This window comes from Alkalibacterium thalassium (genome assembly GCF_900101165.1).
Classification (GTDB): domain Bacteria; phylum Bacillota; class Bacilli; order Lactobacillales; family Carnobacteriaceae_A; genus Alkalibacterium; species Alkalibacterium indicireducens.
Genome location: NZ_FNFK01000001.1, coordinates 141,330 through 157,006 on the forward strand (window position 1 = coordinate 141,330; position 15,677 = coordinate 157,006).

Genomic DNA, 15,677 nt, shown 5'->3' on the forward strand with positions numbered 1-15,677 from the left:
GAATTATTATAAGGATAGGGGGGAAAGCTTGATGTTTAATGAAGATAACACAATTGAGCAAATGGCGATTAGAACACTTCAAAGTAATGGGTGGAAATATATACCTGCAGAAGAACTTCCGCGCGATTATTCAGATGTGATGGTTGAATCCATGGTAAAAGAGGCGCTAATACGTCTTAATCCAGAGATCGCAGAAGAACCGACGCGAGCTGATGAAGTAATTTATAAGTTGCGTACGATAATTTTGACCGTACAACCACACAATCTGGTGACACAGAATGAACTGTTTAAAAGAATGGTTTTCGAGGAGAATTCTTATCCATTTGGAAAAGATGGACGTATGATACCTATACGATTCTTTGGAACAATGACCAAAGACGATTTAGCACTGAACGAATATATTGTAACAAACCAATGGGTTTACCCTCAAAAAGAGAATGGTAAGAGATTAGATGTTGTTCTACTTATTAATGGATTCCCCGTTGTTATCGGTGAGTTTAAAACACCTGTACGTAATGCTATAACATGGCTCGATGCTGCAGGTGATATAGCTGCATATGAAAAAAGCATACCAGGAATGTTTGTGACGAATATATTTAATTTTGCTACAGAAGGTAAATGTTTCAGATATGGATCAGTATCTATGCCCATTGGAATGTGGGGGCCTTGGCATACGCCAGATCATAAAAGTGAAGGAAGCCTCGCTGATGTGAAAATAAGTATTGCTGATATGATTACACCTGAAAAAATAATGGATATATTTCAGTTTTTTACGGTCTTTGCAACTGATAAAAAATATCGTAAGTATAAAGTGATTTGTCGTTACCAGCAGTATGAAGGTGCAAATTTAATTGTTGATCGTGTTAAAGCAGGGTACCCAAAGCAAGGGCTTATATGGCATTTTCAAGGATCGGGTAAGTCACTACTAATGGTTTTTGCAGCACAGAAGTTAAGAATGATCCCTGAATTAAACAATCCAACGGTTGTTATTGTTGACGACAGAATAGACCTTGAGACGCAGATTACAGCTACGTTTAATGCATCAGATATTCCTAATCTTATAAGTCTATCGTCAAAAGAAGACTTGGAAACTTTTTTCTTAGGTGATCAAAGAAAAATAGCGATCACAACAATCTTCAAGTTTGGTGATGTTGAAAAAGAGTTAAATCGTAGAGACAACATTATTCTGATGGTTGACGAAGCTCACAGAACTCAGGAAGGTGATTTGGGTAGCAAAATGCGTTTAGCACTACCTAATGCTTTTTTCTTTGGCCTTACAGGTACTCCAATAAACCGTGTTGATAGAAATACTTTTAACACTTTTGGTGCGGTTGAAGATAAGAGTGGATACATGAGCAAGTATTCTTTCTCAGATTCTATTCGTGACAATGCGACACTTCCATTGAATTTCGAACCAGTGCCGGTAGATCTTCATGTTGATAGAGAAAAGATAGATGCAGAATTTGAAGCTTTAACAGAAAACCTATCTAAAGAAGATAAAGCGGAGTTATCTAAAAGAGTCAATATGAAAGCGATTATGTATGACCGCAAACGAATCAGAAAAGTTTGTGAGCACATAGCCAAACATTACCAGGAAAAAATTGAACCGAACGGATATAAAGGACAGGTAGTTTGTTATGACAGAGCTTGCTGTCTTATGTATAAAGAAGAACTTGATAAATTACTGGGTTCTGATGCTACTACAATCGTCATGGACACAAACAATGACAAAGAGGATAAGTACAAAGAGTTTAGACGTGACAGAGATGCTGAAGGAAAAGTTTTGGACAGATTCAGAGAACCTAATGATCCATTGAAATTAGTAATTGTAACTTCAAAGCTTCTAACAGGTTTTGATGCACCAATTTTACAGGCAATGTATCTTGATAAGCCAATGAAGGATCATAATTTGTTGCAAGCAATTTGTCGTACGAACAGAACCTATGATGAAGGTAAAACTCATGGCTTGATCGTTGACTATATTGGTATATTTGACAATGTAGCGACAGCTTTAGATTTTGATGAATCAAGTATGAAGAAAGTTATTACAAATATTGAAGAAGTTAAGAAACAAGTTCCAGCCCTAATGCGAAAATGCTTAAGCTACTTCATGGGAGTAGATCGAACCGTAGAAGGTTGGGAAGGCTTAATAGCTGCTCAAGAATGCCTACCTAACAATAAGATCAAAGACGAATTTGGAGCTGATTATAGAGTACTTAACAAAGCCTGGGACGCAGTGTCACCGGATCCGTTTTTAAATCCAATGAAATATGATTTTCAATGGCTTACTAGAGTATTTGAGTCTATAAAACCTACAGATGGTCGAGGTGCATTAATATGGGCTTCACTTGGTGCTAAAACATTGGAGCTTGTTCATGAAAACTTACAAGTAGGACAAGTTCATGATGATATGGAAATTCTCAAAATGGATGCAGATCTAATTGATGAATTCATTGAGAAACAAAAAGACTTGAGGAAGACAACTATTAAAGTTGAAATTGATTTAGTCGCGAAGATTCGGAAGCACAGTAATGACATCAAATTCGTTAAATTAGGTGAAAAGCTTGAGAATCTCCGTGAGAAACACGAACAGGGTTTAATAACCAGTATTGAGTTTTTAAAACTGTTATTGGAACTTGCGCGGGAGGCTGCAGAAGCTGAAAAAGATGTTGTGCCTGAGGAAGAGCTAGACAAAGGAAAGGCAGCATTGACTGAGCTTTTTGATGGGGTAAGGAATTCCAAGACGCCAATTATTGTTGAGCGAATTGTTGCAGACATAGATGATATCGTCAAGATTGTTCGTTTCGAAGGTTGGCAGGGAACCACAGCTGGGAAGCAGGAAGTGAAGAAAGCTCTTAGAAGTGTTGTCTGGATAAAGTATAAAATCAAGGATAAAGAAGTCTTTGACAGAGCCTATAAGTACATCGAGCAGTACTATTAATCAATAATCAAAGTGAATGGGTGACTTATGTCAGATGTGATTATTTGTAAAAATTCAATGGCAAATTTACTTGGAGAGAGTCTATGGGAGGCTATCCAGGCGGTAAAGATAGAGAAAATGTGGACTGTCCATATTGTGGAGAAACAGACCATGCTGTTATGATCAGCGGTATCGTTGTTGTTGAAAAAGTCGAGGATTAACCAATACTACAAGACGCTTTAAGTTTGGCAGGGGGGTGAGAGAAGGTGCAGAAGGCCTACAAATCATTCGAAGAGTATCTCGGAGATGTATATTATAACGAAATAAGTGAAGCAATAAAGGAATTCATCCATAATAAAGGGAGAGCATTTGATTTTAACTCATATACTGTCTTGGACCCATCATATATTGAACTGGATGATTTCCGTGTTACAAGTATTTCTTTTTATGGTATCGAGCATCGTCAAATTTTTTTTAATGCAACTATCAATGCTGATATTGTTTTAAAAGGCATGGGTAAACAAGATTATGAGGCTGATATGAAGTCAAAATGGTTTATTGTGTCTTTTTACGGGCATCTAATATCAGGATTGCGAAAAGTAATGATAATTGATGTTAGAGAGTATAGCAGGGAAAGATTTTGCAAAGAAAATGCTTTATCAAAGTATCTGGTTCCATATATTTATTCAGAGGATCTTGATAAAGAAGCTGAAAAGTTCTTGCAAAGAAATTATCCTGATGCACTTGAAAATCCGATGCCAATAGATATGGTCGAGTTGTTGGATAATATGTGTCTTACAATGCATTATGCACCTTTGCCTTCTAATATTTTTGGGATGTCAGTTTTTAGCGAGACCGAAGCAGAAGTATTCGAGGAGAACATGATAGATACTCGAACAGAAACAATTGATGTTGGGACTATTTTGGTAAATCCAGATGTGTATTTTATGAGGAATATTGGTTCTATAAACAACACAATAGTTCATGAGTGTATCCATCATGATATGCATTCAAATTTCTTTGAACTTCAAAAGTTGTTGAATTCTGGTTTGAATGCAATAAGATGTGAAACTGTTGAAGAATACGGAGATAATACAGACGGTATCGACAAAGCGTTACATTGGATGGAATGGCAAGCAAATGTACTGGCGCCACGAATTATGATGCCATTAAAAACAACAACTCAGAAATTAAATGAGATTTTGAATCTTTTGCATAATCAACATCCCCTACTTCGCAAAGCTGAGGTTATGCAACTAGCTATTCAAGAACTTGCTAACTTTTTCAATGTGTCAAAGTTAGCCGCAAAACTACGAGCGATTGATATAGGTTTTCAACAGGCGGCTGGAACTTTTGTATATGTAGGTGGAAAGTATTACCCTCCATACTCATTTAATGATGGTACTTTAGATAAAAATCAAACATTTGTTATTGATGAGATGAACGCATTGTATGAAGCGAGTATGTCAGAAGAACTTTCTGAGATAGTATACTCAGGTAAAGTCGTTTATGTTAACTCCATGTTCTGCATGAATGATCCTAAATATGTAATACGACATGATGACAATTCACTTGAATTGACAGAGTATGCCTTGGAACATGTTGATGAATGTTGCTTGGTTTTTGATAGAGCTAATAGAATCAGTAAGCTTTATGATGATTCGTTTTATAGAAGGTGTTTTCTGTGTAGAGATGTTGATGCAGCTCCTTTTATTGAGGCAAAGTATAATCCTGAGTATGAGGATAATCAAAAGATACAGGACCGTGTGAAAGAGACTTCGATAATTAGTGCATATTCTATAGAAATGTCAGAAGAGCTTATGAACATGCCTGGTAGTTTCTCGAAAACATTGGAATACCACATAAAAAGAAGGGAATTAACGAATGAGATTCTGGCAGAGCGGTCCGGATTAAGTGCAAGAATAATTAGTGATTACAGGAATAATGAATCACTTACAAAAGAATTGCCGACAGTCATGGCGCTGTGTATAGGGTTAAACTTACACCAATTTTACGCTGAAGATTTAATTGAAAAAGCAGGACATCAATGGAAAAAGACACCAGAGCATATTTTGTATAGATGGCTCTTGGTTTGGCATACAGATGAAAATCTTTTGCAGTGGAATAAGCGGTTAGAAGATGCGGGCATTTCACAACGTCTTCCAAGTAATAGACATGAAAGATCGAAAGGTGGTGGTAAATAATGTTACAATGTGGGAGTATCAGTTTAAATTCTTCGTGAAATAGTGTTCTTTTAAGCTAATAAAAAATGCACGTGGAATTTAGGAAATAATAAGGAGGAATTTTGACAATGGATTTTTTTGGAGTGAATGGTTATTTAGAAGCAAAAGAAGGAAAACGTGATGAGTTGTTAGAGTATTTATTAGAGGCTAGTTCAGAAATGGAATCAATTGATAATTGCTTTTGTTATATAGTTGCAACTGTCCCTGACAATCAAAATGCTGTCCATATTTTTGAAGTTTGGAAAGATGAAGCTTCTCACAAAGCTTCTTTGGAACTAGACGTTTTTCGTAAAATTATTACTAAGGCACAACCTATTATAAACGGAATGCAAGATTACCCTAATTTAACTGTAAAAGGTGGAAAAGCTAATTTTTAAATCTTAAACATTTAGAATGCAATCATCCACTTAGTTATTTTAAGGATGATTGCTCTTTTTTATACTCGACAAAAAATTAGCCAAAAGTTAGCCATTTCATAAAAAAAGACACCTTCCATAATTGGAAAGTGTCTGTAAACGTTGATATAACATAATATTGACTGTCGTTTGCGGGTACAATATATTTAGTGGTTATACGGAAGTAGAGGATTATGAATTTGAGGTGTATGATGCGGAGGAAGCAATAACAAAGTTTAGGGAATTATGCCAACCGGATGTAGATTTTTCTGGTAATGAAAATAAATGTTGGTTTTATCTTATATCGTATTATTTATACAAAATAGGATATGTTATAAAAGAATTTCCTAGATTGTTGGCACGACCACCTGTTGCACCTAGTGACTTTACTTATGGAGAAATTAGGAACAGAATTATTGCAAAGGGAGATGATGATAACGGGACTGTTCGATATGCTGTTAGAAGAACATTTGTCGCAAGGTTGACATTTGAACAGAAATCAACCTATGTTGATATAGATGATTCAATCAATCAAAAGTTTATTGAGGTATCAAACCGACAAGCATCGTTCAATAATATGAGCACAGATGAAAAACTTGCAGAGATAGCAAATTTAATAGAAAGTTTATTAAAGAAGAACGGTAAGTTCCTTACACCAGATTACTCTACGATTTGTTTTGATTATATTTCTAACGATGTAGTAACAAGCTATAGAAAGAAAATGCATTGTTTTAGGCATGCCACAGATGATGCAATATCGGAAAGAAAAAACTATTCGGAAGAACAAAAAAGCTTCTTTGTTGATTACGGCTTGACCATTGTTAAAGTGATACATTCTTTGCTGGAATAGAAACTGAGTAGACAATTTTTTTGGAACAAACATGATTCCAACTTGTCGGAGGTATTTTTTTTAATCGGATAAAGGAACTGATATCTTCCCGTATACGCAAGTCCACAGTGGATTAATTCCCCGATTTCATTTATGTTACAAATTTGAGCCATAGAGGTTCAAGAGGTTTACCATCGTAATTATTCTATTTTTCTAGAAAGATTATTATCAATTAGACCTTGTATTAATAACAGGAGGTATTATGAGAACATATAAAGATAAAGAAGAGCTAAAATTTGAGATAAATAAAAGTTTTGAAAAGTATATTTCTGAATTTAATAATATCCCAGAATCACTGAAAGACAAAAGCGTTGACGAAGTTGACAGAACACCATCTGAAAACCTTGCTTATCAAGTTGGCTGGACAACATTGCTCCTGCAATGGGAAGCCGATGAGAAAAACGGCTTAACAGTAAAGACACCATCAGATATGTTTAGGTGGAATCAGCTTGGTGAATTATATCAGTGGTTTTCAGATACCTATGCAAATTTATCCTTAGAGGAGTTAAAGGATAGGCTAAACAGAAATGTTATTTCAATCAATAAAATGATTGATGTACTAAGTGATGAAGAATTATTTTTACCTCATATGAGAAAGTGGGCTGATGAAGCTACAAAAACAGCAGTATGGGAAGTATATAAATTTATTCACGTTAATACTGTTGCTCCTTTTGGGACTTTTAGAACCAAGATAAGAAAATGGAAAAAGATAGCACTATGAAACTAAGTTCAGTTACTTGGCAAACTATTCTCATAAGTACAATACTATCTGGATATGTTCCTGCATACAAGGTTCAATCCTGGATATCTTCCCACATACGCAAGTCCACAATGGATATGTTCCCTCAAAGAGAATTAAGTAAAAAAGGAAAATGGAAATTGTCCTTTGACAGCTATGAATTCCTCTCAAAACACGTTGAGACGGTAGTGCTATTGTCCCAATAGTCTCTAATATTGATAGGGCAGATATTATGCTGTATGGATTAACAGAAATAATAGGGAACTTCCGAAAGGCGTTTTTTGCAGTTATTAAATTAACAGAGATATTTAGTCTATTTTAAGTAATAAGGTGTTGTTGATTATTGTTGCCAAGCAGAATTACTACAGTTGTGTAGTATAATCAAAAAATGACGTCTTAAAAAAATCAATACAGTGGTAATAAGTTTTTTGAAGGGATGAGATAATGTATGTTAGATTTACCAGACAAAATTAAAAATCTAATTGGAAATGAAAACTTTTCGTATGATGATGTTGGTATGTCAGATTCAACAGTTATTATTTTTACTGATAAAGTACTTAAAATTCAATCAATAAGTGAAGAATCGGAACACGAATATCAGGTTATGGAATGGCTGCAAGATAAATTACCTGTGCCAAGGGTATTGGCTTATGAAAAGGCTGAGGATAAGAATTATCTCTTAATGACCAAAGTGTCTGGTAAGATGTCATGTGCTGATCAATATATGAGAAATCCAGAGCAACTAGTAAATCTTTTGGCAGAAGGTCTTAAGATGCTTTGGAAAGTTGACATTAGTAATTGTACGTATATGCATGGACTTGATGAAAAATTACAGATGGCAAAACATAATGTGCAAAACAATGTGGTAGATATGGATGATGTTGAACCTGAAACATTTGGCGAAAATGGATTTGAGAGTTCGGAACATCTACTAAAGTGGCTTATAACAAATAGACCGGAAGAGGAGTTTGTATTTTCCCATGGAGACTTTTGTCTTCCAAATATCTTTTTGTCAGATGAAAAAATTTCTGGATATATCGATTTGGGGAAGGCTGGAATCGCAGATAGATGGCAGGATATTGCTTTGTGTTATCGAAGTCTCTTGCATAATTTTGAGGGAAAATATTGTGACAAGAAGTATCAGGGATTTAGAGCAGATATATTATTCGAAAAATTGGATATTGTCCCTGATTGGGACAAAATTCGTTACTATACTCTTTTGGATGAACTGTTTTAGAAGATCTAAAGATATGAAGTTTTTTATAAGCGTTTTATGCAGAGTGGAATGGCGAATACTAATATAATAACTTTGGTTTCTACCAAAACTAAAAGGTAAAGTGGTGTAAAAAAAGTATAATCCCATACCGCCAAGGGTGTACCAGGCTTAAGTGACATCTTTATTGTACTCTCAAGGCATGGTGTTAGAGGAAACATATCTACACTGAACCTTTTAATTTTACCTATACTTTTTAATTATTCTGACTTAATGAATCTAAGGGTATTCAAGTTAGATTTATTCGGTAACGTACCAAGCGAATAACTCAATATGTTAGCAATCTAATGCGTTTAGCAAGTCCGAGGGATGCCCTAAACGCACTGATTTCAAGCCTTTTCTGGGGTTAAGCCCCAGAGAGGGCTTTTTATTTTTGTATCAAAATATGCATGAACATAGATCCAACAATGGGATCGGGATCCCTATTATTAAATGTCCAAAAATACACCAACGAACCAGGGACTGTTAACTACTTTGGTCAGGAACTGAATACATCTACATACAATCTGGCACGAATGAATATGTTCCTGCATAAAGTCGATGTGTCCAATCAGCACTTGCACAATGCAGATACTTTGGATGCAGACTGGCCGACAGAAGAACCGACCAACTTCGATGGTGTATTAATGAACCCACCCTACAGTGCAAAATGGTCAGGAGAAAAAGGTTTCTTAGACGATCCTCGTTTTTCTATGTACGGCGTATTGCCACCCAAGTCGAAAGCTGACTTTGCATTTCTGCTGCACGGCTATTACCATTTAAAGGATTCTGGAGTAATGGCTATCGTGTTGCCTCATGGCGTCCTGTTCCGAGGAGGAGCAGAAGGGAAAATACGTAAAGCCTTACTTGAAAATGGGGCAATTGATACTGTTATTGGCTTGCCAGCTAATATTTTCTTTAATACAAGTATTCCGACCACAGTTATCATTTTGAAGAAAAATCGTGAGTCAAAAGACGTCTTATTTATTGATGCCTCAAACGATTTCAAAAAAGCGAAAAATCAGAACATATTAGAAGAGAAACACATCGAAAAAATTCTGGAAACTTACGCCAAAAGAGAAAATGTCGATAAATATGCTCAAGTTGCAAGCTACGATGACATTATAGAAAATGACTATAACTTAAATATTCCTCGATACGTTGATACCTTTGAAGAAGAAGAACCTATTTCACTTGCGGAAGTTGCTAAAGAATTAAAAGAAACAAGAGCTAAAATAGAGGAGTCTGATAAAGCACTAGCTGAAATGGCTCAAGAGTTGACTGCTTCTACCGAGGAGTCACAAAAGGAATTAGATGCATTCATGGAGTTGTTGGGTTACAAAAGTAATGATGGTGGTGAACGTCATGAGTAAGAATAACGTAAAACCCGAAATTAGATTTAAGAATTTCACTGATGCTTGGGAACAGCGTAAGTGGTATGATACCGTAAATATATCCACCGACATGGTCGATCCCAAGGAGGGGAAGTATGATGATCTTCCTCATATCGGTCCAGGAAACATTGAATCTTTTACAGGACGAATACTTAATAACGTTAAAACTGTTAGAGAGGATAATTTAATTAGTGGTAAATTCCATTTTAATTCTGGAGATATTATATATGGTAAAATCAATCCACAATTAGCAAAATATGCTTACGTAAACTTTGAAGGATTAACTAGTGCCGACACATATGTTTTAAATTCACATAACGGAATCGATCAATATTTTTTATTCGTAATATTACAGACAAAAGATTTTTACAAGTATTCAGTATCTGTTTCTATGAGAACAGGAATGCCGAAGATTAATAGGGATGAGTTAAATCAATATAATTACCTAGCGCCTTCGAATATTGATGAGCAAAGAAAAATCGGCACTTTCTTCAAACAACTTGACGATACTATCGCTCTTCATCAGCATGAACTTACCCTTCTAAAACAAAGAAAAAAAGCTTTCCTTCAAAAGATGTTTCCGAATAAAGAGGAGAGTGTTCCTGAATTGCGGTTTAATGGCTTTAGTGATGATTGGGAAGAAGTGAATCTTCTTGATTGTGTGGGTGTGTATCAACCTTCAAATTTACCACAATCTGATTTTACAGAAACGGGATACCCCGTTTATGGTGCTAATGGTCTCATTGGTTATTATTCTGAATATAATCATGTAGAACCACAAATAGCTGTTGCATGTAGGGGTAACACTTGCGGAACTGTCAATTTGATTCCTGAAATGTCATGGATTACAAGTAATGCAATGGTTGTAAACACTTATGAGAATACTGATTTGGATTTCAATTATATGCTCCAGCTAATGACAGCTTTCAATTTTGATCCGTATATTGCGGGAAGTGGACAACCACAACTGACTCGATCATCATTAGCTGGTTTAAAAATTCAATTACCGTCACTCGAAGAACAACAACACATCGGACAGTTCTTCAAGACTTTAGACGACACGATCGAACAGCACAAGCAAAAAGCGGAAGCATACAAAGAAATGAAACAGGCGTTCTTGCAGAAGATGTTTGTTTAATTCAATCAATCAGGAATAGAGGTGAAAGATATGGCTGTCTTTACGGCAGAACAGGTACTGGAAGATAATCTTATAAAAAAACTCGTAACTGGTGAGTCTCAGTGGACATATAGAGAAGACTTGCGGACTGAGGACGACCTGTGGGAAAATTTCAGGCAGAAACTTGAATCCAATAATAAAGATATTTTAGACGGGGTACCGCTGACTGAACAGGAATTTCGTCAGATCAAAAACGAGTTGAACTTTCCCAGTTTTTACGCCGCTGCTAAATGGCTGGCAGGGGAAAACGGCATTGCTAAAGTTCAAGTTCAGCGAGAAGATGCGTCACTTGGAACGATAAGATTACGCGTAATAAACCGTCAGGACGTTGCTGGTGGCATTTCGTCTTATGAAGTGATCAACCAGTTCAAATCTGAAAAACGATCCATCGAAGACTTAAATCGTCGCTTTGATGTTACCTTGCTCATCAACGGACTTCCTATGATTCATATCGAACTGAAAAACAGAGCACATCCTTATATGGATGCTTTTCGACAAATCAAAAAGTACTTAAAAGAAGGTAAGTTTACCGGTATTTATTCCACTTTGCAGATGTTTGTTGTCACAAATGGAACAGATACCCGCTATATAGCCTCAGCTCAGGATACAAAGCTGAACGAACAGTTTCTAACTAAATGGGTCGATGAACACAATCAGCCAGTAACGGATTATATTGAGTTTGCGGAGTCTGTGCTATCTATACCGATGGCTCACAAGATGGTTACTCAGTATACAGTGATCGATCACGAGAAGAAAGCACTGATATTACTTCGCCCTTATCAGATACATGCGATCGAAGCCGTCAAACGTGCGTCAACCAGACAACAGTCAGGATACGTGTGGCATACGACAGGATCAGGTAAGACGCTGACCTCCTACAAAGTGGCTCGGAATCTGCTTCAAATCCCTTCATTACAAAAGACTATTTTTATTGTAGACCGGGTAGATCTGGACCAGCAGACGACGTCATCATTTACATCCTACGCTGAAAATGATGTTATCGATATCGATAAAACAGATAACGTTAAAATGCTCATCAAAAAACTGCTCTCAGATGATCGGAATGTGATCGTGACTACGATACAGAAACTGGATATCGTAATGAAACGATTCAGAAATAGTGAGAACTCGAAGCGTTTTGAAAAGATGACGCAGTTAAAATTGGCATTCGTTGTAGATGAATGTCACCGAGCTATCAGTCCAGCCAAAAAACGTGAAATTGAAGAATTCTTCGTTTACTCGTTATGGTATGGCTTTACAGGGACACCGATATTTTTAGAAAACGCGAAAAAAGTCGTGGGAGACTTGCCTCGGACAACTACCCAGCAGTATGGCGATTGTCTACACGAGTACACAGTCAAGGAAGCAATACATGATAAAGCTGTATTAGGCTTTCAGGTTGAATACAAGTCTACATTTTCTGAAGAGCAGTTGGACAAAGCAGTACTAGCTGCATTAGGTAATAGTGAGATTGATTTAGATACGATGGAATGGGTCGATAAAGAAGCTCGCTTACCAAAAGATGTTTACGAAAAAGAAGCACATATGCTAGAGGTTATTAATTCCATAGTCAACAAATCGAGAAAAAAATTGGGTTTTCAGAACGCTCCTGAACCCACATTTAATGCAATTTTGACAACCTCTTCAATAGCACAGGCACAACAGTATTATGATTTAATCAAACGTGTTAAAGCAGGTGAGGCCGCTGTAACAATTGATGAAGAAACGAAGAAAGTATTGCCTGACTTTCCAAAAGTGGCCATCACCTATTCAATCAGCGAAAACGAGGAAGCGTCAATCACAAATCAGGATAAAATGAAAGAGTCATTAAGAGATTATAATCATGAGTTCGGAACCAATTTTACGATAGAGACGATTCGTGCATACAACGGAAACGTGAACGAGCGTATAGCCCGTAAAAAGGATCTGTTCAAACTCCGTAGTGAGCAGCTTGATTTAGTGATCGTAGTGGACCGCTTACTTACTGGATTTGATGCTCCTTGTCTATCTACGTTATTTATCGACCGGTCACCTTTGCAGCCACATGATTTGATACAGGCCTTTTCACGAACAAACCGTTTATTTGAAAAACCTAAAAAGTATGGACAGATCGTGACCTTCCAGACACCTAAAATATTTGAGCAGAAAGTCAAAGAAGCATTGGTGCTGTATTCGAATGGCGGAGAAAATGAAGTGCTGGCTCCAACTTGGGAAGAAGCTCAGGCCACATTTATCGAAGCCATTAAAGAACTAAGAGATCTTGTACAGAAACCGGAAGACGTGGAAGCTTTAAATACGGCACAGCTGAAGAAGTTCGTAAAAGCCTATCAGGCACTAGATAGAAGTTTTGCGGCAGTGCAAGTCTACAGCGATTTTGAAATGGAACAGATGGGAACGGACTTTCCGATTCAGCTCAGGGAAATAGAAGAGTTCAACGGCAAGTATGTCAATGCCTTAGACGAATTGAGAAATGAACCAGACGAAGATGATCCAGTAGAGATCGACATTGAATACGAACTGGAATCCGTCAAAACAGAGGACATCAACTATGAGTATATCGTTATGCTTATCCAGGCATTCGTACCAAGTGGAGACGATGAATATGAGTTACTTGCTCGTGAAGATGAAGTGTCCAATGCAGAAGTGGATAAGTATATCGCTGAATTGGGTAAAAGCAATCCTAAATTGTCACTTGTCATGCAAAAACTGTGGGACGGCATCAAACAGAATCCAGAAGACTTTAGAGATAAAAACGTGTCTAATGTTCTGGAAGATATGATCCAAAGTGAGGAGCAGGAATTCATCCATGACTTTTCGGAAAAATGGCATGTTAACGAAGACGAACTGACGTATGTTGTCGCTAATTACAATCCTAAGAGAGACAAGCAGAACGGCGAAAACGAACTCAAGCAGTCAGCAAATTATGAGGCCTACAGAGAAAAAGTAGAGAACCCTGTACCCAAACTGCGCTATTGGAAAACAGTTCGGTCAGATCTCAAGGAAGTAATGCAGAACGACATATTGCCGTTGCAGAGGAAGTAATTGTCCACAAGCACATTATTATATTTACCCCATGTGCTTGTCTACTAATAAATGCAAACGTTAACAACTTTGCGAATATCTACCTTTAAGAGATCCAATTATTTTGTCGAAATTATCTAACTTTTTATAGATAATAGAAAGTACTCATTGTTTTTAGTTCTTACAAATAAATAGATGCTTTAATAAGGGCAAAAGGATAGGTGACAAATATGAGTAAACAATTTAAAAAAACTATTGGTAACGGAAATAAAGTTGTATATAGTTTGAATTCTGATGGAGAGTCTTTTGATAAAAATACTATTGTAGATAGTTGGAAAAACTCGTACAGTGAAAAGGAGACAAGTTTTTGAGGGAGCTACTCATTTCGGAATACTACCTAAGTTAGATATGTTATCGAATGAAATAGTTTTTCCTAACTGCATATTATATAAATCAAAGTTTAAAGAAGATAAAGTAGAACTGTTTCTAAAAGACCTCGACAATACAAATATTATTGTTTCAACACCTACCTTAATTAAGAATATGCCAAATAAATTATTTGAACATTTAATTAATAATGTGGAACTTGTTGTTTTTGATGAAGCCCACCATCTAGCAGCGCCCGACTGGAAATTTGTAAGAGAAAAGTTTTTAGATAAAAAACTTTTACAATATACTGCGACACCATATAGAAATGATGGAAAAAACTTGAAGGAAAGATTATTTACAATTACAGTTTAAGTTTAGCTCAATAAAGTGGGTATTTTAAACCTATTGATTTTTATCCAATACAAGAATTTGAAGCTAAAAAATCAGATGAAAAATTGCAAAAATGGTAATAGAACTATTGTCTGAAGATATAAAAAAAGGTTTAGATCATGTTCTTTTAGCTAGGGCAAAAAATCGTCTGCGAGCAGAAAACTTATTTAATGATATTTATTCTAAGCATTATAAACTGAACCCAGTTATTATTCATTCTGGGCGTAAGAAAAATGAAAACAGAGAATCTTTAAATAAAATTAAAAATGGCAAGTCTAAAATTGTGGTATGTGTTGACATGTTTGGTGAAGGAATAGATATTCCTTCATTAAAAATAGCAGCAATTCATGACAAATATAAATCACTGCCGATTACATTACAATTTATTGGTCGATTTGCAAGGTCAAGTTCTGGAAATTTAGTAAACGCTAAATTAGTAACTAATACTGCAATAGATGATTTGAAAGATAGTATTGAAGATTTATATCATCAGGATTCTGATTGGAATCAATTACTTAACTCAAGTTTTGCAGTTGAATATCCAAGTTTAACCCTTGCGGTTATTGAAACTTCTTATAAATAATTATCAAAAAACACACAAAAAGACACCTCTCTTTGGTAAAATGTAGTCACCACAACAACATTCAAAGGAGAGATGTCTTATGACTAATATTTTACCAGAAAAATCAGAAAATCACGAGGTTGAATCGACCGTTTCCCACTTTTTTAAAGAATTCAAAATTGGAACACTCTTGAACCGAGCGAATGTAAAAAAAACTCGCGGTGTTAGTCCTGTGGTACTCTTTCAGTTCTTGTTTACTCTAGTCTTCACCTCAAAATCTGGAAACCAGGCTATCCTTTCTTCAAAAGCACCTGAAGAAATTAGTG

At 36.1% G+C, this 15,677-nt stretch carries 10 protein-coding genes and 2 pseudogenes; all 12 read left to right on the top strand.

The features are described 5' to 3' along the window. The first annotated feature begins 31 nt into the window (after window positions 1–31). Complete coding sequence (locus tag BLR76_RS00680; protein ID WP_091264221.1) at window positions 32–2,941, top strand: type I restriction endonuclease subunit R; 2,910 nt, start codon at window positions 32–34, stop codon at window positions 2,939–2,941. A gap of 245 nt (window positions 2,942–3,186) precedes the next feature. Further along, window positions 3,187–5,124 (top strand): helix-turn-helix domain-containing protein, encoded by a 1,938-nt coding sequence (locus BLR76_RS00685; protein WP_091264224.1) that lies wholly within the window; start codon window positions 3,187–3,189, stop codon window positions 5,122–5,124. Between the two features lie 107 nt (window positions 5,125–5,231). Beyond that, on the top strand, window positions 5,232–5,540 hold the full coding sequence (locus BLR76_RS00690; protein ID WP_091264226.1) for a putative quinol monooxygenase: 309 nt from the start codon (window positions 5,232–5,234) through the stop codon (window positions 5,538–5,540). 223 nt (window positions 5,541–5,763) lie between these two features. Continuing rightward, complete coding sequence (locus tag BLR76_RS00695; protein ID WP_245682985.1) at window positions 5,764–6,408, top strand: hypothetical protein; 645 nt, start codon at window positions 5,764–5,766, stop codon at window positions 6,406–6,408. A 241-nt stretch (window positions 6,409–6,649) separates the two neighbouring features. After that, on the top strand, window positions 6,650–7,168 hold the full coding sequence (locus BLR76_RS00700) for a ClbS/DfsB family four-helix bundle protein (protein WP_071131225.1): 519 nt from the start codon (window positions 6,650–6,652) through the stop codon (window positions 7,166–7,168). Between the two features lie 466 nt (window positions 7,169–7,634). Next, on the top strand, window positions 7,635–8,423 hold the full coding sequence (locus BLR76_RS00705; RefSeq protein WP_091264228.1) for an APH(3') family aminoglycoside O-phosphotransferase: 789 nt from the start codon (window positions 7,635–7,637) through the stop codon (window positions 8,421–8,423). Between the two features lie 434 nt (window positions 8,424–8,857). After that, a pseudogene (locus tag BLR76_RS00710) lies at window positions 8,858–9,811 on the top strand (type I restriction-modification system subunit M); the annotation flags it as partial. Continuing rightward, window positions 9,804–10,970 (top strand): restriction endonuclease subunit S, encoded by a 1,167-nt coding sequence (locus BLR76_RS00715; RefSeq protein WP_176759563.1) that lies wholly within the window; start codon window positions 9,804–9,806, stop codon window positions 10,968–10,970. The pseudogene BLR76_RS00710 and the gene BLR76_RS00715, both read left to right, overlap by 8 nt. A gap of 30 nt (window positions 10,971–11,000) precedes the next feature. Continuing rightward, window positions 11,001–14,051, top strand: a complete 3,051-nt coding sequence (locus BLR76_RS00720; RefSeq protein ID WP_091264236.1) for a type I restriction endonuclease subunit R — start codon at window positions 11,001–11,003, stop codon at window positions 14,049–14,051. Window positions 14,052–14,378: 327 nt separating this feature from the next. Further along, entirely contained in the window at window positions 14,379–14,771 is a 393-nt protein-coding gene (locus tag BLR76_RS12125; protein WP_245682986.1) for a DEAD/DEAH box helicase family protein, read from the top strand. A 91-nt stretch (window positions 14,772–14,862) separates the two neighbouring features. After that, window positions 14,863–15,372 carry a DEAD/DEAH box helicase gene (locus BLR76_RS12130; protein ID WP_245682987.1) on the top strand — a complete coding sequence of 170 codons (510 nt, stop codon included), beginning with the start codon at window positions 14,863–14,865 and terminating at the stop codon, window positions 15,370–15,372. Window positions 15,373–15,451: 79 nt separating this feature from the next. Continuing rightward, window positions 15,452–15,677: pseudogene (locus tag BLR76_RS00730) on the top strand (hypothetical protein); the annotation flags it as partial.